Below are 23,540 nucleotides of genomic sequence, written 5' to 3' on the forward strand. Positions count from 1 at the left end.
CTCGCGAACTGATGATGTGCTCCTCGGGCAGCGGAGAGGGTGTGACTTCTCCGTCATCGGGGGAACGGAGTGGTGTTACAACTCCGTAATAATACGGATCGTTCCTGAGAGTTCCATACATTGGCCGCGAAACGCGGTCCCGGCGTGGCGCGATCCGCAGGTCCTCAGCGGTCGCTCCCGCGGTTGGTGATGGTCTGCACGAGCGCCAGGTACTCCTTCGGCGTCGTCTCGGGCAGGTAGGCGCTGCCGATGGCCATGCCGATGTTCGCGAGCTGGGCGGGGTCTGCGTAGGCCATGTAGATGGTCTCGTAGCGCGGGTTGAACTTGCTCTTGAACCGGAACAGCGAGGTGAACCCGTAGGCCGGTTCCAGCATCTCTCCGAGCCAGCCGAGCAGGCGGTCCATGATCCCCGGTTCCGCGGGCTCTTCGCCGGGCTTGGTCGCGAGCGGCGCGCCCGACAGGCTGAGCACCTGGACGCCCTGCTCCTTCATGCGCAGGGCCGCGGAGGCGATGACGAACTCCATGATGCCGGGCATGGATCCGTCGCCGCGGCGCATGAAGTCGATGGTCCAGCCGGTGATCCTGCCGTCGGTCCAGCTCGGCAGCCAGCTGGTCGTGGCCTCGATCTTGTCGTCCTTGTTGATCGCGAGGAAGATCCCGACATCCGGATCCTTCAGCTCCTCCATCCCGCCGAGCGTGAAGCCCATTTCGGGGAGCTTCTTGTTCGCGACCCACTCCTCGCTGACCGCGGTGATCTCCCTCGAGTAGCGGGTCGGCAGGTCATGCCACGTCGACCAGAGCGTGGTGATGCCCTCGCGTTCGCCGCGATTCAGGGGCTGACGCACCTTCTGCCACGCCTTGCCCGTCAGCTCGAACCCGGCCAGATCGATCACGGTCTCCTCGCCCACGGACATGTGCTGCCATCCGAAGGACTGGAAGACCGGTAGGAAGCGCTCGTGGAAGCTGTAGAAGCAGGCCGACCAGCCCTGGGCCTCGCAGTAGGCGATGAACGCCTCGATGGTCTCCTGCTCTCGGCCTTCGGCGCAGACCGGATCCGACATCGTCAGGGCGACCTTGCGGATGACGCGGTAGGCGACCGCCCCCTCGCCGTCCGCCGTGAACCAGTAGCTGTTGCCGGCCCAGGTGCCCATGAACCCGAGGGTGCCACCGCCGCCCTCACGCAGAAGCGCACGGAAGCGGGCCTCCTCGATCACATGCCGGTCGACCTGGGTGGCGCGGAACAGCCGCACGGCCGCGAAGATGAACACGATCCAGAACGGCACGCCGACCCACTGGTAGACGAACAGGGCGGCGCCGTCGACCGGGATCCCCGCATCCGCGATGGCGGGCAGCAGGCCGCTGGAGACGAACGGTCGCACCAGGTCGGCCAGCAGTTCGCCGAGGGACGGCTGACCGTCCAGGTAGTTGTCGCCGTCGATCAGCCCGATGACCAGGTAGATCCCGGCGAAGACGACGAACGCGCCGACGACGGTGAGCGTGAAGCGCCGCACGGCGGCCCGCGGCGCGGCGACCCGGAAGTGCCGCCGGGTGAACAGCAGCAGGGCGATCACGCCGATCGGTACGAGCACGGCCAGGATCATCGCGATCCCGTCCTCGATGAGCAGGGCGCCGCGGATCTTGTCGTCGAGCAGATCGTTGATGCCGACCGACACGGCGGTCAGCAGGGCGATCACGGCGTTGACCACCAGCGCCATGATCCACGCGGCCCGGCGGCCGGTGCGAAGCCCCCAGGCGGCGAGAAGAGTGAGCACCAGTGGGACGAGGCTCACCAGGAACGGGCCCGGACCCGAGTTCAGGATCGCGTCGGCCTGCCGCACGCAGTCGGCGGTGAAGTCCTGCACGCAGGTCGCGGGCATCGACTCCGCCTCGATCGGGGAGAAGCCCGAGACCACGAGCCCGAGGGGTGCGTACCAGGCACCGGAGATGAGCACGATGAACGGCCCGAGTCCGGTCGCGGCTACGATCGCCGCGACCAGGGTGCGCACCTCGCGATGAGAGCTGCGGTGCCACGTCGCCCGCACCGTGCCGCGCGCCAGGAGGAGGCCGAGCAGCAGGCCGAGCACGCCGGAGATGAGCCGGAACACGCTGTCGCTGTCCGCGGCGTAGAGCGCGAACATCACCAGCAGGGTGAAGCCGATGACGCGGATGCGGCGCTGCCACAGCGCGGGGGCCATCGAGCTCGCCGCCATCAGCATGCCGACCGTGCCGATCGTCGGATCCGCCACCGCGTCGTAGCTCGCGAGCAGGCCCCATTGCGAACCCCAGGAGACGAGCAGCCCCTGCGCGCTCAGGCCGATGACCATCGCGAGTATTCCGGTCAGGAAGAAGGTCCACGCGGCGCGGACGCTGCCGAGCTTGCGCTCCGCATACGCGCCGGCGGTGAGGATGAGGGCGATCGCGAGCACGCCGCCGATCACCGAGTCCCCGAACAGCAACGCGGTGAGCGGGGTCCACCAGTCGCCGTCTTCGATCGTCGTGCTCACGGACGCGGCGAACTCCTGCGGGAATCGACCGAGGAACGTCCCGGTGACGAAGCCCGCGGCCAACACGACCACGGCGAGCATCGCGCTGAACGGATTGCGGAGCAGATACGTCAGCACCGCGCGGATCCAGCGCGGCGTATCACCCGGTGCCGGCGCCGGGGGGACGGCGCCGGCAGGGGCGTTGTCGGAGGCGGTCATGCGCGGCTCTCTCTGCGATGAGCGCACGGTTCGCTCCGGATCCGTGCGGTGGTGCGGCACCACACCTTCAGAGTGCCGAACCTCGGCGGTGTTGTACAGTCGCCATGCCTTCCGCCGGCCCGTCAGCGTGGGGCGGCGACGCCCGCGCCGTCACGCCGCTCGAACACGAGCTGCGTCTCTGTGGCCCGAACCACATCGTGCACCGTGATGCGCTCGAGGACGATGTCGCGGAGAGCCGCGGCGTCGGCGACGGCGACATGCACGAGGAAGTCGTCGGCGCCCGCGATGTGGAAGACCTGCAGCACGCCCTCCGTCGCCTCGAGCGCATCGAACAGCGCTTCCACGCCGGTCTTGCTGTGGTTGCCCAGCCGCACGCGGATCACGGCCTGCACGGGGCGGCCGAGCGCGGCAGGATCGAGCTGCAGCCGCAGCCCCTGGATCACTCCGCGCGAGCGGAGGGAGCGGAGCCGGAACGCGCACGTCGAGGCGGGGATCCCCAGCGCCGCGGCGAGCTGCTTGACCGGGACGTCGGGCTGCGCGGAGAGCGCCATGAGGATGCGCAGGTCGAGCGCGTCGACCCCATGCTGTGCTGCGATCAAGATCCGCTCCTCAGGACGTCCGGATGTTGTGTTTAGAACAACCTTGGCACTCCCGAGGCTTCTGCACAGCAAAGGATCTGGCGAATCCCTGCGCACAGACGGATCCTGAGACCATGATCGACGACGATTCCCTGCGCGAGACGCCCCTGCGACCCGAGACCGTGGCGGTGCACGCCGGCCGGGCCGACCTCGCGGCCCTCGGCGTGCACGCCGCGCCGATCGACCTCTCCTCGACCAACCCGCTGCCCGACATCCTGCACGGGGGCGACTCCTACGAGTCGATGGCGACCGGCGGACACCCGCTGCCGGACGGCGGCAACGTGTACGCCCGGCTGTGGAACCCGACGGTCGCCCGGTTCGAGGAGGGCCTCGCCGAGCTGGAGCACGCCGAGGCCGCCGTCGCGTTCTCGAGCGGCATGGCGGCGATGACGGCGGCGATCCTGTCGCACACCACGGCGATCGGCAAGCACCACATCGTCGCGGTGCGCCCGCTCTACGGAGGCACGGATCACCTGCTCGACTCCGGACTGCTGGGTGCGGAGGCGACCTTCTGCGCCGAGGACGAGGTGCGTGCGCACCTGCGGGCCGACACAGGGCTCGTGGTCGTCGAGACCCCGGGGAACCCCACCCTGGACATGGTCGACATCGCGGCGGTCGTCGCGCAGGCGGGGGACGTGCCCGTGCTCGTGGACAACACGTTCGCGACGCCGCTGCTGCAGAACCCGCTCGACCTGGGCGCGCGGATGTCGCTGCACAGCGCGACCAAGTACATCGGCGGGCACGGCGACGTGATCGCCGGCGTCATCGCGTGCTCCGAGGAGACGGCGCAGGCGCTGCGCCGCGTGCGCGCGATCACGGGGGCGCTGCTGCACCCGCTCGGCGCCTACCTGCTGCACCGCGGTCTCGCGACCCTGCCGGTGCGCATGGAGCGGCAGCAGCGCTCCGCGGAGCGCGTCGTCGCGTGGCTCGCCGAGCACCCTGCCGTGGCCGAGGTGTTCTATCCCGGGATCGGCGACGAGCGCGGTCTCATCCCGCGGCAGATGCGCGGCGGCGGTGCGATGATCGCCGTGCGACTGCGCGACGGCTACGCGGCCGCGGAGGCCCTCACCGGATCAGTGCGGCTGTTCACCCACGCGGTGTCGCTCGGCGGCGTCGACTCGCTCGTGCAGCACCCCGCGGCGCTCACCCACCGGCCGGTCGCGGCCGAGGCCCGCCCCGGCGCCGACGTCGTGCGGCTCTCGATCGGCCTGGAGGATCCGGAGGACTTGATCGGCGATCTCGCCCAGGCCCTCGCCAGGATCGGCGTCGCCGTGCGCTGAGCGCGTCGCCCCGAGCCCGACGCGCTGAGAGCGCCAGGGGAGGGGGATGTCCGTGGTCACCGGCAGAATTGTGCGGTGACCGGAATGAGAACCTTCTGGGCCGCGCTCCCCACCCCGGGGCGCTGGCTGCTGTCCACCGTCGCCATCCAGACGCTGGGCCGTGGACTGACCCTGCCCTTCACGATCATCTACCTCCACGAGGTGCGCGGCTTCGACCTGGGCGTCTCCGGCGCGCTGATGAGCGTGATCGCCATCACCGGACTCGTCGTGACGGGGCCCGGCGGGACGCTGATCGACCGCTACGGCGCGCGGAGGGTGCTGCTCGCGGGCCTCGTGGCGATGATCGCGGGCTGCACGCTCCTCGCCTTCGCGACGTCGCCCGCGGTCGCGGCGATCGCGCTCGTGCTGATCGGGGTGAACTTCGGCGTCTCCTGGCCGGGCTTCAACGCACTGATCGCCACGATCGTCTCGGGTGAGCTGCGTCAGCAGTACTTCGGCGTGAACTTCGCCCTGGTCAACCTCGGCATCGGCGTGGGCGGCATCATCGGCGGCTTCTTCATCGACGTGCACCGGCCGGAGACGTTCACCGCGATCTTCCTCATCGACGCGGCCAGCTCGCTCATCCCGATGGCGCTGCTGCTCGGGCCGCTGCGGCATGTGCGCACTCACGCGGATCCCTCCGCGGAGCACGAGACCGAGACCGAGGGATACCGGCAGATCCTGCGGAGGCCGGCCGTGCTGTGGCTCACCCTGCTGACGTTCCTCGCCGTGTTCATCGGCTACGGACAGATGGAGGGAGGCTTCCCGGCGTTCGCGCGGCAGGTGTCCGGCGTCTCGACGCAGGTGATCGGGTTCGCCTTCGCGGTGAACACCGCCGTCATCGTGCTGCTGCAGTTCGCCGTCCTGAAGCTCATCACGGGGCGCCGCCGCACCAGGGTCATGCAGGTGATGACCCTCATCTGGGGGTTCTCCTGGGTGCTCCTCGGCCTCACCGGGCTGCTGCCGGAATCGCTCGCCGCGGCCATCGGCGTGCTGCTGTTCATGGGAGTCTTCGCCTTCGGGGAGACCATGCTGCAGCCCACGGTGCCCGCGATCTGCAACGACCTCGCCTCTGACCGCAGCCGCGGGCGGTACAACGCGATCAACGCTGCGGCGTTCCAGGGCGGGGCGATCGCCGGGCCGATCGCGGCGGGGCTGCTGCTTGGCGAAGGGTGCCAGGTGTGGTTCATCGTCGCCATGGTGGCGGGCTCGGTGCTGATCTGCGTGCTCGCGTTCGCCCTCGAGCGGCGGCTGCCGGCGGCGGCCAACGGCGTGGCGGCCCCGGTCGCGACCGAGGCCGGCGCCGTTTGAGCGGGCCGTGCGAGGGCTGATTCACAGAAGTCGCAAAGAGGACATTGCGCGGCCGTGTCGGTGCCCCCAGGATGGGGAAGTGCGTTTCGTTCGGATCGGTAACGATCCCGGAGCAGGCGCGCGGAGTGGTCGGTGATACAGGCGAGGACGATGACGTTTGCGGTGAGGCGGGCCCGGCAGCAGGCAGCGCGACTCCTGCTCGTCCTGCTCGCGGCCGGACTCGTCGTGCTCGGCGTGGGCGGGATCGACGGCCTGTCGGGGCGGCTCGTGGACGACGGCGTGCGGGAGGTCGCCGAGCATGCGGAGTCCGGAACGCGCGTCGCGACCGTCACCGCGCTGAGCACCGGGGATCCTGCGGCGCAGGACCGTGCTGTCCGCGCGGCGATCGCGAAGGCCTTCGCGGGCGCCCCGGTCTCGGTCGCCCGGATGGCCGTGAGTCAGATCTCCCTGGGCAACCCCGATGCGGTGCAGGCGATCGGCGGCGAAGGCGTCACTGATCGCGGTGAACTCGTCGCGGGTGCCTGGCCCGCCAGGTCCGGCGAGGCGGCCGTGCTGAAAGCCGCGGCGGAGACCCGGGGCTGGCGGATCGGCGATCGGATCCGGCTCGGTGCGCACGCGTCGGGAGGTGTCGTCGAGGTCACGGTGGTCGGGACCTGGCGGGCGAAGGATCCTGCCGCGCCGGCCTGGGCGGGCGATCCCGCGGTGGCGTCCGGCGACTCCGACGGCGCCGCGGGACCCGTGCTGATCACCGACGACGACATGGCGCAGCTGTGGACCACGCCGACGGTGACCTGGACCATCGTGCCGACCGCGCTGACAGCCGACAGACTGAGCGCGTATCGTGCCGGGCTGGCGCGACTGCCGCAGCTCCCGGCCGAGGTCGACCCCGACAGTCGGTCCAGCACCGCGGTCGGCGGCGCGCTCGGCGATCTGCTGGACCGGCAGGCGCGCGCCGTCGGCGTCGCCCGCGGCATGATGGCGGTGCCCACGGCGATCATCGTCGTGCTGGGAGCGATTGCGATCGCCGTGATCCTCACGTCCGTAGCGGGTGTGCGCCGCGAGGAGCTGCGTCTGGTCCGCGCGCGGGGCGCCTCGGTGAGCGAGATCGCCGCCGGTGGGGCGGGAGAAGCCGCGGCGGCGGCGGGCGCGGGCGCCGTCCTCGCCCTGATCGTGATGCTCCCGCTCGCCGCCCCAGGCCTCCCCACGGTCGCGGCCGCAGCGCTGACCGTGCTCATCGCGGCGGCGGCCGCCGCCTTCACCGCGGCACGTGCGTCCGCCCCGACGTTCGGGACCCGCTCGGACGCCGGCCGGGGCATCATGACGACGCTGCTGGTGCCGACCCTCATCGTCACCGCCCTGGCCGCATTCGCGCTCTGGCAGCTCTTCACGCAGGGCGGCGTGATCTCTGAGGGCGGCGCGGCGGATCCCGTCGCCTCCGCGGCCGGAGCGGTGACGCTCCTCGCGTTCGGACTGCTCGTTCCCGTGCTCGCCGTGCTTGTGGCGGCGGTGGCCGAACGTGCGGCCCGCAGCGGCCGGGGGATCATGCCCGTCCTGCCTCTGCGCCAGATCGCGCGGCGCGCCGGAAGCGTCGCCGTCGCGATCCTGTGCATGGCGCTGGCGGCGGGATCCGTGACCATGGCGCTCGGCGCGGCCCCGCTCGCCGCGGCCGTGGACCGCGGCGAGGTCCGCGCCGCGCTCGGGCTCGACGTGCGGGTGTCGGTCGCAGCACAGGGCACTGTGCCGCTCACCGCGACGGAAGCCGCGGCGATGCCGACGGTCACGCGCGCCGCCGAGGTTCTGAGCCGAGACGCGGAGGTCGGCTCGGACACGGTGGCGTTCCTCGCCGTCGATCCCTCCGCCCAGGCGGTCCCCGCTGCGGACCGGTCCGCGATCGCCGGCGGTGCCGGGGACTCCGTCCCCGTGGCGATCACCACGGCGCTCGCGCAGCGACTCGGCGCCGCGAAGGGCACGACGTTCTCGATCACGCTGCGGCCGGAGGGCACGCGGCTGCCGGCGCAGGTCGTCGCGATCCTCCCGGCGATCGCCGGCATCGGATCGGGCCCAGGGATCCTCGCCGATCGCAAGGCCACCGCAGCGAGGACAGGGCGGCTGCCCTCGAACGAGCTGTGGCTCGCGACCTCGGACGCCTCGGCGGTCGCGGCGGAGGTCCGCACCAGGGCGAGCGCTCCGATGCGGATCCTTACCGCCGCCGCGGTGAGCACTGCCCCGATCACCGGGACGACCACGATCCTGCTGACCCTCGGATCCGCGTCCGCGGCGCTGCTGGGGCTGCTCGGGTTCCTCGCCGCCGTCGCCGCGGACCGCTCCCGGCGAGGCGAGGAGGGCACCGCGCTGCGCGCTCTCGGGCTCAGCGCCGGACGCCAGCGTTCCGCGCGCCTCGGCGAGGTGACGGGGGTCGCGATCTTCGGCATCCTCGGCGGTGCGGCCGCGGGACTCGTCGTGGTGGCGGTCGTCCTTCCCGTGATGTGGGGGAGCGGAGCATGACGCGCCATCCCGGGACGCCCGCCGTCGTGCTGCGCACCGCGCTCACGACGCCCCTGCTGTCCGCCTTCCTCGTGCTCGCGATCGCCGCCATGACCCTCGCGGGCGCGCTGGTGCCGCCGCTCATCGACGCGGCACGCACCGCCACGGTGCAGCACCAGATCCGTGATATCCCCGAGATCGGCCGCCCTCTCACGGCGGCGCAGTCCTGGATCGCGGGGCTCCAGCGCGGGGGTCCGGGGAAGACGGACGTCTGGTCGGAGCCTCTCGCGGCGCTGCAGGCGCAGCGCGATCGCCAGCCCGAGCCCCTGCGCAGTGTGCTGGGAACGCCGCGTGCCGTCGGAGACTTCCGGGCGATCGAGCTCCAGGGCGATCGGAAGACGCCGCGCAATGCCGTGCGGCTGATCATGGATCCGGGGCTCGAGCAGCGCAGCCGCCTCGTGCAGGGCGCGTATCCTCGGGTCACCGACCCCGCAGAGGGCATCGAGATCGTGCTCAGCGACCAAGCCGCCGCCGAGCTGGACTGGAACGTCGGAGAGGTGCGCGACAGGCAGGGTCTTCCCGTCACGCTCACCGGCCTGGTCGCCCCGAGCGGCGCCGATGACCTCGACTGGGACATGCTGGTCGGCTCGCGTGCGCCGACCGTCCAGTACACGCCGATGGGCGACACCATCCTGCAGACGGTCGGCTTCATGGCGCCGGACGAAGCGGGCGTCCTCGGCGATCTGCTCACGCAGTCCGCGACCTTCGCGTGGATCCCGCTCGACGTGAGCAGGATCCCCGCTCGCGACGCGGCGACGGTGAGCACCCAGCTGCGGCTGTTCATGGCCAACCCCGTGCACGTGGGCTCCGGCGGCGGCTTCCACGACGACGGACTGCAGTTCTCCTCTCCCCTCGCCGACGCCCTGGATCGCGGCGTCGCGCGAGGCAGCGCCCTCGTCGCGGTCGTCTCCGTCGCCGCCGTCGGTCCGCTCACGGTGGCGGCCGTGGTCCTGGCGCTGGCCGGACGGCAGCTGGCTCTGCGCCGACGGAGAGCCGCTTCGCTCGTCCGTGCCAGAGGTGCATCGCTCGTGCAGCTGTGCGTCGTGCTCGGCGGTGAGACGCTGGTGCTCGGGATCCTCGGCGCGGCGATCGGTATCGCGGCGGGCGCGGCGCTCTCGTCGGGCGGACCGGATGCGCTGACGGTGTTCGTGGCAGCGGTGCTCGTGCTCGTCCCGACGTGCGCGGTCCCGTTCACGATCGTGGCGGGCCTGCGCCGGGCGGAACGTCGAGACGGGGCCGCGCCGCGGCAGCGTCCGTGGACGCGCCTGGTCGCCGAGGCCGTGGTCGTGGCACTCGCGGTGGGCGTCGCCGTGGTCCTACGGAGCCGCGATGGGGCCCTCCGGGTGGATCCGGTGCTGCTCGCGATGCCGGTGCTGATCGGCGCGGTGGGAACGGCGGCGGTGCTGAGGCTGCTCCCGCTCGTGCTGGAGGCGCTGCTGCGCGCCGCGCGCCGCCGCAGCGGACTGATCTCGCTGCTGGGACCCGCCCGCGCACTGCGCGATGCCGCCTTGCGCACGGCTCCCGCCCTCGCCGCGGTGATCGGCATCGCAGTGGCGGTGTTCGCGGTCTCGTTCGCCGCGACCGTCTCGGACGGGATCGATCGCACCGCGCGGGACGCCACCGGTGCCGACATCGCGGCGTCGATGCCGTTCTTCGAGGACGCGCAGACCGCCGCGGCACGGAAGATCCCCGGCGTGGAGGCGGTCGCGACACTGGATGCGGACGAGATCGGCCAGGGCGCGTCCGAGGGCGTCACCGACCGCGTGCGCGTCTATGCGGTCGATCGGGACGCCTTCGCACGCGTGCAGCAGGGATTCGACGGCGCCCTGCCGCTGCCCGCCTCGCTCACGGAGACCTCGGGTGGGAGCATCCCCGTCGTCGCGTCGGAGCAGCTGCTCGCGCGCTTCGGCGAAGGGCTCACGGTGAACGGCCACGCCGTCCGGGTCGTCGCGCACACGGCGCAGCGGACCCCGTTCGGCAACACGGAGAGGTGGGTGATCGTCGACCGCGGGAACATCGACCGCATCGGCGTGGCCTCACCGCTGATCACGAAGCTGTTCGCCGCGGTGGCCCCAGGGCACGATCCGCGCACCGTCTCGAAGGAACTGGCCGCGCGGCTCGGCGAGACCGCGACGGTGACGACCGCCGATCAGCTCATCGCGCAGACGACCTCGGATCCTGCGTCATCCGCCCTGCGCGTCGCGCTGATGGTGGCCGCCGCGATCGTCGCCGTCCTGCTCGCGGTCGCCGTCCTGCAGACGCTCCTGCTCGGGGCGGTCGCACGCGCCCGCCTGCTCGCGCTCCTGCGTGCGGTCGGCTATCCGCGGCGCAGGGAACTCCCTCTCGTGGCGTGGGAGGTGGGGCCGGCGCTGGTGATCGCGCTGCCGGTGGGCGTCGCCTCGGGCCTTGCGATGTCATGGCTGGTGATCGGAGCGCTGGACCTGCGCGGTTTCACAGGCGGAGAGACGGCACCGGCGCTGAGCCTGCCGCCGGTGTGGCTCGCCGCGGCGGTGCTGGGCTTCGCCGCGATCACCGCAGCGGCGGTCCTGCTGGCGACCGCCGCGGCGATGCGACTGCGCAGCGCCGACGCGATCCGGGTCTCGGATGACGAGGGGTGACGGATGACGGTCGGGGAGAAGGATGGCCACGGCGACGAGGACGAGGGACGAGGGATCATGACCGCAGCAGGAGGGATCGGATGATGGCCGATGTCGACATCGCATGCGAGGGTCTGGTGCGGATCTTCACCGCCAAGGGCGTCGAGGTGCAGGCCCTGCAGGGGCTGGATCTGCGCGTGCAGGCGGGGGAGATGGTCGCGCTCGTCGGCGCTTCCGGATCCGGGAAGTCGACGCTCCTCGGGATCCTCGCCGGACTCGACGCACCGACCGCAGGGAGCGCCCGCGTCGCCGGGCACGACCTCGTGACGATGCGGGGCGCCGAGCGGCTGCGCTACCGCCGGCGCAGCGTCGGCTTCGTCTGGCAGCAGTCCGGGCGCAACCTGCTGCCGTACCTCACCGCACGCGAGAACATCGCCCTGGCGCACGGCGTCGCCCGCCTGGTGCCGAAGGCGGAACGCGCGGGTCGTGCGCAGGCGCTGCTCGAACTGCTGGACGTCGCCGATGTGGCCGAGCAGCGACCCGCTCAGCTGAGCGGCGGCCAGAAGCAGCGGGTGGCGATCGCGGTCGCGCTCGCGAACGAGCCGCGCGTGCTGCTCGCCGACGAGCCGACCGGTGAACTGGACGAGCGCACGAGCGCGGACGTGCTCGCCGCGATGCAGGCCGTCAACACCGAGCATGGCGTCACGACCCTCATCGTGACGCACGACACTGCGGTGTCCGAGCACGTCGACCGCACGGTGCGGATCCGCGATGGCCGCACCTCGACCGAGACCCTGCGCAGCACGCACACCGATGACGAGGGGCGGGAGGTCCGGATCGCCCAGGAGTTCGCGGTGCTCGACCGGGCGGGCCGCATGCAGCTGCCCGGCGAGTTCGTGAGCGCGCTCGACCTGCGCGACAGGGTGCGGCTGTCGCTCGAGGCCGACCACGTGCGGGTCGCGCCGAGCGCTTCCTCTGCGGCGACGGCGGTGGAGCCGGGGCCGGACGAAGCACTGTCACCGGGGGAGGACCAGTCATGACGGAGGTCCTGCGTGCGGAGGGGCTGACTCGCGTGTTCTCGGCGCCCGGCGGCGATGTCACCGCGGTGCGCGAGGTCGACCTGACCGTCTCGGCGGGGGAGCTCGTCGTGATCACCGGGCGCTCGGGTTCCGGCAAGACCACGCTGCTGACGATGCTCGGCGGTCTCGACCGGCCGACGCGCGGGCGGGTGCTGCTGGACGAGCACGATATCAGCGCGGGGGATGCGAGCCACCTGCTGGGCGAGCGGATCGCCTCGATCTTCCAGACGGCGGGGCTCCTTCCGGTGCTCTCCGCCGCCGAGAACGTGGAGGTCCCGCTGCGGATCCGGCGCACCGCGGTGGCGGAGCGGGAGCAGCGGGTCGCCCGCGCGCTGGAGGCGGTGGGGCTCGCGGATCACGCGCGGCAGCGCCCGGCCGAGCTCTCCGGCGGGCAGCAGCAGCGCGTGGGGATCGCGCGTGCGCTGGTCATGGATCCCGCGGTGCTGATCGCGGACGAGCCGACCGCGCAGCTGGACAGCGAGACCGGGGCGCAGATCATGGATCTCATCGCGGGACTCGTGCACGAGCGGGGCACTGCTGCGGTCGTTGCCACGCACGACGCCGCCATGCTCACACGCGCCGATCGCGTGCTCGACCTGCATGACGGTGTGCTGCACGAGCTCGGTCCCCGGGCGCTCGCGGCCAAGACAGGGCATCGCTGATGTCCTGACGCCGGCTCCCTCGTGCAGAAGACTCGTGCAGAGAAAGCGTGCACAGATCTTGTGCATAAAATCCGTGCATGCAAGAGTGGGGTCATGGACACCCCGGAACGACCCGTCGGCATGCGTCTCGACGAGCGCGCGGTGCGCGTGCTCGCCCACCCGCTGCGCTCGCGACTGCTCAGCGAGCTGCGCGTGCACGGTCCCGCGACCGCGACGCAGCTGGCGGCCGCGCTGAGCACGAACACGGGGGCGACGAGCTATCACCTGCGCGCCCTGGAGGAGGTCGGCCTGGTCACCGATACGGGCGAGGGCGCAGGCAAGCGGCGGATCTGGCGTGCCAGCACCGATTACCACTCCTGGAGCAACTCCGCCTTCACGGACGACGAGGACGCGCAGACCGCGCTGGGCTGGCTGCGCCGCGACTACGTGCGGCAGTTCGCCCTACGGGCCGAGCGCTGGCTCGACGTCGAGGCCTCCTGGCCTGCCGCCTGGGTCGACCGACTCGGGCTCGATGACGCGCTGCTCACCGTCACGCCGGATCAGCTCGCCGCCTTCCACGAGGAGGTCGACGCGCTGACCGAGAAGTACCGGCGTCTCGGCGAGGGGGATCCGGCCGCGCGGCGGGTGCACGTGGCTGTGCAGGTCACCCCGATCGACCTCGACCCGCCGGAGGAGCCATGAGCACCGAGACGGCGAGCGCGGATGCCGCGAGCGCGATCTCCGCGGCGCAGCGCCGCCTGCTCCTGCTCACGGCGTTGCGCTGGCTCCCGGTCGGCGTGACCCTCGGGGTGACCGTGCTGCTGCCGCTCGAACGCGGGCTCTCGATCGCTGAGGTCGGCTCGATCCTCGCGATCCAGGGCTTCGTGGCGCTCGCCCTGGAACTGCCCACGGGCGCTCTGTCCGACACGCTCGGACGCCGTCCGGTGCTCGCCCTGTCGGGAGTGCTCGCGGTCGCGGCGAGCGTGCTCTTCCTGCTCGCCGACTCGTACGCGCTGTTCGCGGTGTCGCTGCTGCTGCAGGGCGTCTTCCGGGTGCTCGACTCCGGCTCGCTCGAGGCGTGGTTCGTCGACGCCGTGCACGAGCACGATCCGCAGGCCGAGGTCGCGCATCCCCTCGCACGTGCCGGCACCGTGCTCGGCATGGCGATCGCGGGCGGGGCGCTGCTCGGCGGTCTGCTCGTCGCGTGGCATCCGCTCTCCGCGCTGTCCGCGCTCGTGCTGCCGCTGATCGTGGCGATCGGCCTCTTTGTCGGATACACGGTGCTCGTCGTCGCGCTGGTGCGGGACGTGCCTCAGGAGGGGGCGGCGATGACGCGGGCGCTTCCCACCCTGTGGCGCGCCGCGCAGCAGACCCCGCGGACCATCGTCGACGGCCTGCGCCGTGCGGCGAGCTCGCGGGTGCTCGCAGGTCTCGTGCTCGTCGAGGTGTTCTGGTCGGTCGCGATGATCGGCTTCGAGACGCTGACCCCGGTGCAGCTCGAGGGAATGCTCGGCGGGGAGGCTGCGGCCGCCGCCGTGTTCGGCCCGGCGTCGGCGGCCGCGTGGGGACTCTTCGCGGTCGGATCCCTGTTCGCGGGCCGGCTGAGCGGCGTGATCGGCGTGACCTGGACGGCGATCCTGAGCCGGATCCTGAACGGCGCGTTCGTCGTCATCATGGGTCTCTCCTCGGGAGTCGTGGGCCTGCTCATCGGATACGGGCTGACCTATCTCGCGCATGGCGGGGCGGGTCCGATGCACTCCGCGCTGCTGCATCGCGAGGCGGACCGATCCACCAGGGCGACGGTGCTCTCGCTCAACTCGATGGTCTCCGGAGGCGCGTACAGCATCGGCCTGCTCGTGCTCACCGCTTTCGCGGGAGCGACCTCCGCCGCGACCGCGACCATCGTCGCCGGGGCGTTCAGCATCCTGGGCGCGGCCTGCTATCTGCCGGCACTGCGCCAAGAGCGGAGCCGGAAGACGGCGCTGAACGCCGCGTGAGCGGTGCGGTGCGGGGCGGTCACCGGCCGCGCGGACCTCGCGCTGTTACGGTGATCGCATGACACCCGGAAGCCCCGCCCAGGCGACCCGTGCCCCGTTGACCGCCGCGCAGGTGGCGGAGAGGATCTCGCGCGGCGAGAGCAACGCCATAGAGTCGCGCACGAGTCGCAGTTTCGGGGAGATCTTCCGGGCCAACGCCTTCACCCGCGTGAACGGGATCTACCTCGTGATGTTCCTGCTCATCCTGGGCACCGGCTACTTCATCGACGGGCTCTTCGGACTGCTCATCATCGTGAACAGCGTCGTCGGGATGGTGCAGGAGGTGCGCGCCAAGCGCACCCTGGACCGGCTCGCGCTGCTCAGCAAGGCGCCCGCCCGTGTGGAGCGCGCCGAGGGTATCGCGGAGATCGACGTGGAGCAGCTCGTGCTCGACGACGTCGTGCTGATCGCGGCCGGCGATCAGATCCCGGTCGACGGTGAGGTGCTCGACGAGACGGGCCTCGAGGTGGACGAGTCGCTGCTCACGGGCGAGTCGGAACCGGTCCTCGCCGGCGCTGGATACGAGCTCAAGTCCGGCAGCTTCGTCGCCGCGGGATCCGCGAGCTTCCGCGCCACGGCCGTCGGCGAGCACGCCTACGCCGCCCGCCTCGCCAAGGAGGCCTCCGAGTTCCGCAAGCCCTCCTCGCAGCTGCGCGCCGGGATCGACCAGATCCTGAAGTACGTGACCTGGGCACTGATCCCCGTCGGCGTGCTCACGATCGTCAACCAGATCTGGGGACGTTCGGAGGACTGGCGGAAGGCCGTGCAGGGTCTCGTCGCCGCGCTCGTGCCGATGGTGCCGGAAGGCCTCGTGCTCATGACGAGCGTCGCGATGGCGGTGGGCGTGATCCGCCTCGGGCGCCGGAACTGCCTCGTGCAGGACCTGCCGGCGATCGAGCAGCTGGCCCGCGTCGACGTGGTGTGCACGGACAAGACCGGGACTCTGACCGAGGACGGCATGCGGGTGGGCGCCGTCGAGCGCCTCGGCGTGGACGACGAGCGCATCGATGGCGCCCTCGCCGCGATCGGTCGCGCCGAGGGCAAGCCCAATGCCAGCATGGCGGCGATCTTGGAGCACGTCGGCGATGCGCCGGCGCTCATGACGCAGACCTCGATCGCGTTCTCCTCGTCGCGCAAGTGGGCCGCGATGCAGTCGGCCGATGCGGCTACGGGTGCCGTGGAGAGCTGGGTGCTCGGCGCCCCCGACGTGCTGCTCGCGGTCGGCGATGCCGCCCGCAGCCGCTCCGATGCGCTCGCCTCCGAAGGTCTGCGCGTCCTCGCCCTCGCGCGCGGCGACGGCGCGCTGCCGGATCCGGAGGCGCCCGGCGACGGGCTCCCCGACGGTCTGGTCGCGACCGCGCTCGTGATCCTGGACCAGCGCCTGCGCGCCGAGGCGCCCGGTGCGATCGCGTATTTCGCGGAGCAGGACGTCGACATCAAGGTCATCTCCGGCGACAACGCGGCCGCGGTCGGCGCGATCGCCGCGGAGGCCGGCGTCCCGAACGGGCGCGACGCGGTCGACGCCCGCACCCTGGATCCGGACTCGGCGCACTTCGACGACGAGGTGCGCGACCGCACCGCGTTCGGCCGGGTCACGCCGACCCAGAAGCGTGCGATGGTGCACGCGCTGCAGGGGGACGGGCGCGTCGTCGCGATGACCGGCGACGGCGTCAACGACGTGCTGGCGCTCAAGGACGCCGACGTCGGCGTGGCGATGGGATCCGGCTCCCCGGCCGCCCGCGCCGTGTCGCGCATCGTGCTGCTGGACAACTCCTTCGCCACGCTGCCGCACGTGGTCGCGGAGGGGCGCCGCGTGATCGGCAACATCGAGCGGGTCGCGACCCTGTTCCTCACGAAGACGCTGTACTCGATCCTGCTCGCGCTGCTGGTCGCGGTCACCGCCGTGCCGTTCCCGTTCCTGCCCCGGCACGTCACGCTCATCGCCTGGTTCACGATCGGGATCCCGGCGTTCTTCCTCGCCCTCGCGCCGAACACCGCCCGCGCCCAGGACGGCTTCGTGCGCCGGGTGCTCGACGCGGCCGTTCCGGGCGGCATCGGCGCGGCGCTCGCCTCCTACGGGGCGTATCTGACGGCGCGCGCGGTGTTCGGCGCGGGGCACGCTCAGCTCGTGCTGACCTCGTCGACGGCGTTCCTCGCGCTCGTGATCGTGGCGTTCTTCGTGCTCATCACCGTGGCCCGGCCGTTCCAGCCGTGGAAGATCGGCCTCGTGGGAGCGATGATCGGCGGCATGCTCGTCGTGATCCTGACGCCCCTCGGATCCCGGATCTTCTCCGTCGACCTGCACGATCCCCGCGCGGTGCTGATCGCGTGCGCGTTCGGGGCCGCCGGGATCGCGGTGCGCTTCGGCGCCCGCGCTGTCCTGCGCGCGATCTACGCCGCCGTGTCTCGCCGCCGCCACCGTCGCACCGTGCTCCCGCACTCCTGACCCCCTCCCCACCTTCGAGTCGTCCCCGTCAGCGGACGCCATAGGCGCCGCTGACGGGGACGACTCGGATAGTAGGAGGGGGTTATCGGGTGCGGGCGAGGGCGATACGACGGGCGGCGCGGATGCGGCGCACATGCACCCGCTCCGCGAGCGCGGCGCCGATCGTGCCGGCCTGCCAGGCGAGGTCCTGCGCCTGCCGCTCGACGAGCACGTGGAACAGTGCGGCGACCGCGAGGCTCAGAGGGATCCCGATCAGGCAGGCGAGCCACCACCGCTCGGCCCCGAGCAGGTAGCAGAGCGACGCGAGGATCGGGGCGTGCACGAGGTAGAGGCTGAACGACACGCGTCCCAGCCACTGCATCGGGCGGGCGTCGAGGACCCTGTGCGCGCCCGGCCACATGAGGGCGAGGACGACGAGCAGCGCTGCGCCGGCGCCCGCGAGCGCCCACAGCACATCGGCCGCCGTCGTGCCGGCCGTGATCGGACGCGCCAGCCAGCTCGCGATGAGCAGGGTGCAGGCGATGACCGCGAACCAGGGGAGCGCACGGCGCACGCGCGGACGCTCGGCCCAGGCCTGCAGATCTGCGAACCGCACCGCGATCAGGGTTCCGAGGAGGAACACCGGAAGATAGGTGAGCGCGGACTCCTCGGTCGCGCGCCCCACGAACATGAGGAGCACCGCGGCCGCGGCAGCGGGCACGGCGAAGCGTCGGATCCGCAGAGCGGCCCAGAGATACAGCGGGAGCAGGACCGAGAAGAACAGCTCCCAGCGCAGCGACCACAGCACGTTGTCGATCGGATAGTTCGGCCGCAGCAGCGTCATCTGCGACAGCACGTCGCCGGCGGAGACGCTCGTGGCCTGCGCGTCCTGCATCCACGAGTCCTCGGGCATCGTGGACGCGTCGCGCGGGATCAGCTGGACGAGGAGCGCGGCCCCGCCGAGCGCGGCGATCACCGGCACGTACAGCCGGATCAGGCGGGCCGGGTAGTACCGCGCCCAGGAGAAGCCCTGTCGGAGCGCGGGAAGTGCGACCACCATCCCGGACAGCACGAAGAACACCATGACCGCCTCGGATCCGGCCAGGAGCAGCTTGAGCGGCGACTGTGTGAGGAGGGCCCAGCCGGCCGGGTCCATCCATGGTTCCGCAATCAGGGACGCATGGTGGATGAGGACGATCCCCGCGGCCAGGCCGCGGAGTCCGTCGAGGGAACTGATCCTGCCGTTACCGTTCTGTGACATCCCTCTCGACGGTAGGCACCGAGTCTGGGTGCCTCCTGGACTGCGCCCCGGAGGGCGCGAAGGACGCCCGGATCAGTCCGCGGCGATCACGACGACCTCGCCGCCGGTGAGGGACACGAGCTCGTCGAACGTCATCGGCATGACCGTGTGCGGGGTGCCGCCTGCCGTCCAGACCAGGTCGTAGTCGCGGAGCGCCGCATCGATGAGCGTCCGCACCGGAGCGGGGTGACCGACCGGGGCCACGCCGCCGATCGCCTGCCCCGTGACCTCGCGCACGGTCGCCGCCGGCGCCATCGAGACCGTCTCCGCTCCTACGGCCGCGGCGAGCAGGGCGACGTCGACCCTGTGCCGGCCGCTCGTCATCACGAGCAGCGGCGCGCCGTCCGCGAGGAAGAGCAGACTGGATCCGATCGCGCCGACCTCGCAGCCCAGCGCCGCGGCGGCCTCGACGGCGGTGCGGGCGGAATCGGGCAACTCGCGCACCTGTGCGGAGAGGCCCGCGGCGCGCACGTGCTCCTGCACGATCCTGCTGCGCTCGGGGAGAGAGGCGGTCTGCTCTGTCATGCGACCATGCTGGCACAGGGTCGTGCCGCCGGGCGCCCTTCCGCCCGGCGCACGTGCAGAGCATGGAACGATGGATCCATGACCACCGCCAACCTCACCCGCACCGAGACCGCCGCTCGATCCAGGAGCGTCGACCTGCACCGTCTCCGGGTCCAGCTCGACGTGACCGGCGCCACCGACCCGGCGAACACAGGGTTCTCCGTGACCACGACGCTGGAGTTCGACGCGCGCACGACGGAGACCTGGGCCGACTTCCTCGGCGAGGCCGTGCACGACGTCGAGGTGAACGGGCAGCAGCGGGAGGTCGAGTGGGACGGCGCGCGGATCCGCCTCGTCGGCCTCGCCGAGCACAACACCGTGGTCATCCGTGCCACCGGCGCCTACAGCCGCTCCGGGGAGGGACTGCACCGCTTCGCCGACCCCGTGGACGGGGGCGTGTACCTGTACACCCACGACGAGCCCGCCGACGCGCGCCGCTTCATGGCCTGCTTCGAGCAGCCGGACATGAAGGCGGCGATCACGGTCGTGGTGACCGCTCCCGAGGGCTGGGAGGTGCTGTCGAACCAGTCGCCTGCGACGACGAGCGCCCATGACGGCGCGCAGACCGTCGAGTTCGCGCCGACGCTGCCGCTGTCGAGCTATCTCACCTGCATCGCGGCGGGGCCCTATGCGCGCGTGTCGTCCGAATGGCGGCGCGGCGATCTCGTCGTGCCGCTCTCGGTGCTCAGCCGCGCCTCGATGGCGGAGCACCTCGCCGCCGCCGAGATCCTCGAGATCACCCGGCAGGGCCTGGACTTCTTCGCGGAGGCGTTCGCCTTCCCGTACCCGTGGGGCAAGTACGACCAGATCTTCGTGCCGGAGTACAACATCGGCGCCATGGAGAACCCCGGCCTGGTGACCTTCACCGAGTCGTACCTCTACCGGGGAGCCGCGACCCGCGCGCAGCGGCAGGCGCGGGCGAACACGATCCTGCACGAGATGGCGCACATGTGGTTCGGCGACCTGGTCACCATGACCTGGTGGGACGATCTGTGGCTCAAGGAATCGTTCGCGGACTACATGGGATCGCACGCCTCCGTCGCCGCGACCGAGTTCGCCGACGCCTGGGTCGCGTTCGCGAACCGTCGGAAGGCCTGGGCGTACGCCCAGGACCAGCTGCCGAGCACCCATCCGATCGTCGCCGACATCGCCGACCTCGAGGCCGCGAAGCTCAACTTCGACGGCATCACGTACGCCAAGGGCGCGGCCGTGCTCAAGCAGCTCGTCGCTTTCGCGGGGGAGGACGCCTTCTTCGAGGGCGCCCGCCGCTACTTCGCCCGGCACGCCTACGGCAACACCACGCTCGAGGACCTGCTGGTCGAGCTGGAGCAGGCCTCGGGCCGCGACATGCGCGCCTGGGCCCAGGCATGGCTGCAGACCACCGGCATGAGCACGCTGAGCATCGAGCGGGGGGAGGGCGGCACGGCCGTCGTCGTCCAGGCGGATCCGCGTCCGCATCGGCTGCAGATCGGCCTGTACGACCTGCAGGACGACGCGCTCGTGCTGCGCGAGCGGATCCCCGTCGACATCGCCGAGGAACGCACTTCTGTCTCGCTGCCGGATGCCGACCTCGTCCTGCTCAACGACGGCGATCTCACGTACGCCAAGGCGCGGCTCGACCCGCGTTCGCTCGCGGCCGTCGAACGGGGCCTGTCCTCGCTCTCCGATCCGCTGGCGCGCGCGCTGCTCTGGTCGGCGCTGTGGAACGCGACGCGGGACGGCGAGCTCGCCGTCGAGCGCTATCTCGGGATCGTCGCGGCGCACGCGCCCGCCGAGGCCGACAGCGCCCTGCTCGGCGGCGTCGTGCTGAACGCGCCGTTCGCGATCGGGCACTACCTGCCGGAGGCCGCCGTGGCCGAGGCGAGGGGTGCCTGGCTGGACGCGACCTGGGCGGCGCTCGGCGCCGCCGCTCACGGCAGCGACGCGCAGCTGATCTGGGCGCGCGCCTTCGCCGCCGCGGCGGCCTTCGACGATAGCCGGCGTCTCGACGTCTCCACGCTCCTGATCGGATCCGGGCCGGAGGGTCTCCCGATGGATGCCGACCTGCGCTGGGAGCTGCTCACCGCGCTCGTCGCCACGGGGCATGCCGGGGCGGAGGAGATCACCGAGGAGCAGTTGCGCGATCACACGGCGAGCGGCCGCACCGCGGCTCTCGCCGCTGCCGCGTCGACGCCGAGCGCGGCGGTGCGCGCGGCCGACTGGCGTGCGGCCTGGGGCGACCTGGCCCTCACGAACGACCACCTCGACGCGACGATCCGCGGATTCGGGGCGGGCGGGCGACGCGATCTCGTGTCCGGTTTCGACGCGGAGTACTTCTCGCGCATCGAGGCGGCATGGGCGGAGCGGTCGATCGAGATCGCCCGGCGCCTGGTGATCGGTCTGTATCCGGACGCGGAGACGACCGACCTCGTCGATGCCTGGCTCGATGCGCATCCCGCCGCTCCTGCCGCCCTGCGCCGGCTCGTGCTCGAGCAACGGGACCATCAGCGGCGCGCGATCCGGGTGCGCGGGGCACAGGCGGACCTCGCGGGCTGAGCCCGGGCGTCCGGCCCGCAACGTCGAAGGACGAATACGACTCCGCAGGAGGATCCGCCCGTGATCATCCTGCGGAGTCGCATTCTTCCTGCCGGGCGATGCCGCGTGGGCGGCACGGATCCGGCGGCCTCCGGATCCGGGAGTACGCGGACCGGCGGAATTAGAGTGTGCGCATGACGTTCGCGACCCTGGCGCTGCTGGTGCTGGTGGGACTCGCCGGCCCCGTGCTCGCCGGCCGGCGCGCCTGGCGGATCCCGGTGATCGCCGGGGAGCTCGGGGCCGGCCTCGTGATCGGATCGACCGGGTTCGGCTGGGTGGACGCGGCGGAGCCGACGTTCACGCTGCTCGCACAGCTCGGGTTCGGCCTCATCATGCTCGTGATCGGCTCGCACATCCCGATCCAGGACACCGCGGTGCGCTCCGCGATCGGGCGCGGGGCGGCGGGCGCCGGGATCGTGGCCGCGATCGCCGTGGCGCTCGGAGTCGGCACCGCTCTGGTGTTCGGCACCTCGCACGGGGCGGTCTACTCGGTACTCATCGCGTCCTCCTCGGCCGCGCTCGTGCTGCCCATGCTGCGGTCCCTGGACGTCTCGGCTGATTCGGCCGCGCAGCTCATCGCGCAGATCGCGATCGCGGACGTGGCCTGCATCGTCGCGCTTCCGCTCGTGCTGCAGCCCGAACGCGTGCCGCTCGTCGCACTCGGCGGGGCGGGCATCGCCGCGGTAGGGGTGCTGCTCGTGCTGGTGCTGCGGCGCGTCGGACCGCATCGGCTGCGGGCTCTGCACGAGGTGTCGGAATCCCGGCAGTTCGCGCTCGAGCTGCGGTTCAGCCTGCTGGCGCTGTTCGGGTTGGCGGGGATCGCCCAGTTCACGCACGTCTCGGTGATGATGGCGGGCTTCACGCTCGGGCTCGTTCTCTCGGCTGTGGGGCAGCCTCGACGCCTCGCCCGCCAGCTGTTCGGGATGACCGAGGGCTTCTTCGGACCCCTGTTCTTCGTCTGGCTGGGGGCCTCGATCAACCTGCGGGATCTGGGGTCGCACCCGCAGATGATCCTGCTCGGACTCGCGCTGGGCGCCGCGGCGGTCGTCGCGCACCTCGCAGGGCGCATCACCGGCCTGCCCTGGGCGCACGCGGTGGCGTCGGCGGGGCAGCTCGGCGTGCCGGTCGCGGCGGTGGCCCTGGGCGTCGAGACCAAGGCGCTCCTGCCCGGAGAGGGCGCCGCGATCCTGCTCGGGGCTCTCGTGGCCGTGGTCGCGTCCTCCGCCGCGGTCGCCGTCGTCTCGCGACGGAACGCCGCATCGTCGCCGCCGGTCAGCTCTCCGGGGTGACCTGCAACCCCATGACCGTGCGCACGATCCACGGATGAGCGTGGTCATCGGCGATGTGCGTCATGCCGAGCTTGGCCGCCACCCGCAGCGACGCGGCGTTCTGCGGATGGATGATGGCGGTCAGCGCGGTCGGAGCGAACACGCGGCGCACGAGCTCCACGCAGGCCTGCGCGGCCTCGGTCGCGAGGCCCTGGCCCTGCCGGTCCGTGCGCACGTGGTAGCCGACCTCGCGGACGGCGATCCCGTTGTACGTCTGCCAGGTGATCCCGCAGTCGCCCAGGAACTCGCCCTCCGTGGTCTCGATGATCCAGAGACCGTGGCAGTCCTGCTCATAGCGCCGGCGCTGGTTCGCGATCCACTCGGCGCTCTCGTCCCTCGTCTTCGTGGTCGGATAGAACGCCATGACGTCCGGATCTCCGAGGAGCGCGGCCATCGCGTCGAGGTCGCCCTCGCCCATCTCCCGGAAGCGGATCCTGGCGGTCGGTGAGGGGAGGAGCCGCGCGACGGGGGAGTCCGTCACC

The 23,540-nt window shown here is 71.8% G+C and carries 16 protein-coding genes; 11 read left to right on the forward strand and 5 right to left on the reverse strand.

Annotated features, from left to right (window positions below; all coding sequences use genetic code 11):
- Positions 1 to 164: 164 nt before the first annotated feature.
- Positions 165 to 2,702 (reverse strand): bifunctional lysylphosphatidylglycerol flippase/synthetase MprF, encoded by a 2,538-nt coding sequence (locus tag ACFC1J_RS01140; protein ID WP_375901726.1) that lies wholly within the window; start codon positions 2,700 to 2,702, stop codon positions 165 to 167.
- 122 nt (positions 2,703 to 2,824) lie between these two features.
- A complete protein-coding gene (locus ACFC1J_RS01145) occupies positions 2,825 to 3,301 on the reverse strand; it encodes an Lrp/AsnC family transcriptional regulator (RefSeq protein ID WP_375901728.1) in 477 nt (158 codons plus the stop codon).
- 113 nt (positions 3,302 to 3,414) lie between these two features.
- On the opposite strand from ACFC1J_RS01145, the gene ACFC1J_RS01150 reads away from it, so the two are divergent.
- From ACFC1J_RS01150 to ACFC1J_RS01190, 9 genes are all read left to right on the forward strand, one after another.
- Complete coding sequence (locus ACFC1J_RS01150) at positions 3,415 to 4,620, forward strand: trans-sulfuration enzyme family protein (protein ID WP_375901730.1); 1,206 nt, start codon at positions 3,415 to 3,417, stop codon at positions 4,618 to 4,620.
- An 84-nt stretch (positions 4,621 to 4,704) separates the two neighbouring features.
- Entirely contained in the window at positions 4,705 to 5,970 is a 1,266-nt protein-coding gene (locus ACFC1J_RS01155) for an MFS transporter (protein ID WP_375902695.1), read from the forward strand.
- Between the two features lie 150 nt (positions 5,971 to 6,120).
- Positions 6,121 to 8,475 (forward strand): hypothetical protein, encoded by a 2,355-nt coding sequence (locus ACFC1J_RS01160; protein WP_375901732.1) that lies wholly within the window; start codon positions 6,121 to 6,123, stop codon positions 8,473 to 8,475.
- Positions 8,472 to 11,132, forward strand: coding sequence for an FtsX-like permease family protein (locus tag ACFC1J_RS01165; RefSeq protein ID WP_375901733.1), 2,661 nt, complete (start codon positions 8,472 to 8,474; stop codon positions 11,130 to 11,132). Before ACFC1J_RS01160 ends, ACFC1J_RS01165 begins: the two co-directional genes overlap by 4 nt.
- Before the next feature lie 83 nt (positions 11,133 to 11,215).
- Positions 11,216 to 12,151, forward strand: coding sequence for an ABC transporter ATP-binding protein (locus tag ACFC1J_RS01170; protein ID WP_375901735.1), 936 nt, complete (start codon positions 11,216 to 11,218; stop codon positions 12,149 to 12,151).
- On the forward strand, positions 12,148 to 12,852 hold the full coding sequence (locus ACFC1J_RS01175; RefSeq protein WP_375901737.1) for an ABC transporter ATP-binding protein: 705 nt from the start codon (positions 12,148 to 12,150) through the stop codon (positions 12,850 to 12,852). Before ACFC1J_RS01170 ends, ACFC1J_RS01175 begins: the two co-directional genes overlap by 4 nt.
- Before the next feature lie 93 nt (positions 12,853 to 12,945).
- Positions 12,946 to 13,533 carry a helix-turn-helix domain-containing protein gene (locus ACFC1J_RS01180; RefSeq protein WP_375901739.1) on the forward strand — a complete coding sequence of 196 codons (588 nt, stop codon included), beginning with the start codon at positions 12,946 to 12,948 and terminating at the stop codon, positions 13,531 to 13,533.
- Positions 13,530 to 14,828: an MFS transporter gene (locus tag ACFC1J_RS01185; protein ID WP_375901741.1), complete on the forward strand. Its 1,299-nt coding sequence runs from the start codon at positions 13,530 to 13,532 to the stop codon at positions 14,826 to 14,828. The genes ACFC1J_RS01180 and ACFC1J_RS01185 overlap by 4 nt, the downstream gene beginning before the upstream one ends.
- A 58-nt stretch (positions 14,829 to 14,886) precedes the next feature.
- A complete protein-coding gene (locus tag ACFC1J_RS01190; protein ID WP_375901743.1) occupies positions 14,887 to 17,313 on the forward strand; it encodes an HAD-IC family P-type ATPase in 2,427 nt (808 codons plus the stop codon).
- An 82-nt stretch (positions 17,314 to 17,395) separates the two neighbouring features.
- Here ACFC1J_RS01190 and ACFC1J_RS01195 read toward each other — a convergent pair whose 3' ends face one another.
- Positions 17,396 to 18,553, reverse strand: coding sequence for an acyltransferase family protein (locus tag ACFC1J_RS01195; RefSeq protein WP_375901745.1), 1,158 nt, complete (start codon positions 18,551 to 18,553; stop codon positions 17,396 to 17,398).
- A 72-nt stretch (positions 18,554 to 18,625) separates the two neighbouring features.
- Positions 18,626 to 19,117: a YbaK/EbsC family protein gene (locus tag ACFC1J_RS01200; protein WP_375901747.1), complete on the reverse strand. Its 492-nt coding sequence runs from the start codon at positions 19,115 to 19,117 to the stop codon at positions 18,626 to 18,628.
- Between the two features lie 78 nt (positions 19,118 to 19,195).
- Here ACFC1J_RS01200 and pepN point away from each other — a divergent pair, with 78 nt between their 5' ends.
- Both pepN and ACFC1J_RS01210 read left to right on the forward strand, forming a co-directional pair.
- Positions 19,196 to 21,691, forward strand: a complete 2,496-nt coding sequence (gene pepN, locus ACFC1J_RS01205; RefSeq protein ID WP_375901749.1) for an aminopeptidase N — start codon at positions 19,196 to 19,198, stop codon at positions 21,689 to 21,691.
- A gap of 173 nt (positions 21,692 to 21,864) precedes the next feature.
- On the forward strand, positions 21,865 to 23,019 hold the full coding sequence (locus tag ACFC1J_RS01210; protein WP_375901751.1) for a cation:proton antiporter: 1,155 nt from the start codon (positions 21,865 to 21,867) through the stop codon (positions 23,017 to 23,019).
- Here ACFC1J_RS01210 and ACFC1J_RS01215 read toward each other — a convergent pair.
- A complete protein-coding gene (locus tag ACFC1J_RS01215) occupies positions 23,003 to 23,539 on the reverse strand; it encodes a GNAT family N-acetyltransferase (RefSeq protein ID WP_375901753.1) in 537 nt (178 codons plus the stop codon). The genes ACFC1J_RS01210 and ACFC1J_RS01215 overlap by 17 nt on opposite strands.
- Position 23,540 lies beyond the last annotated feature (1 nt).

The sequence above is a fragment of the Microbacterium sp. NPDC056052 genome (assembly GCF_042266785.1).
Lineage (GTDB): Bacteria > Actinomycetota > Actinomycetes > Actinomycetales > Microbacteriaceae > Microbacterium.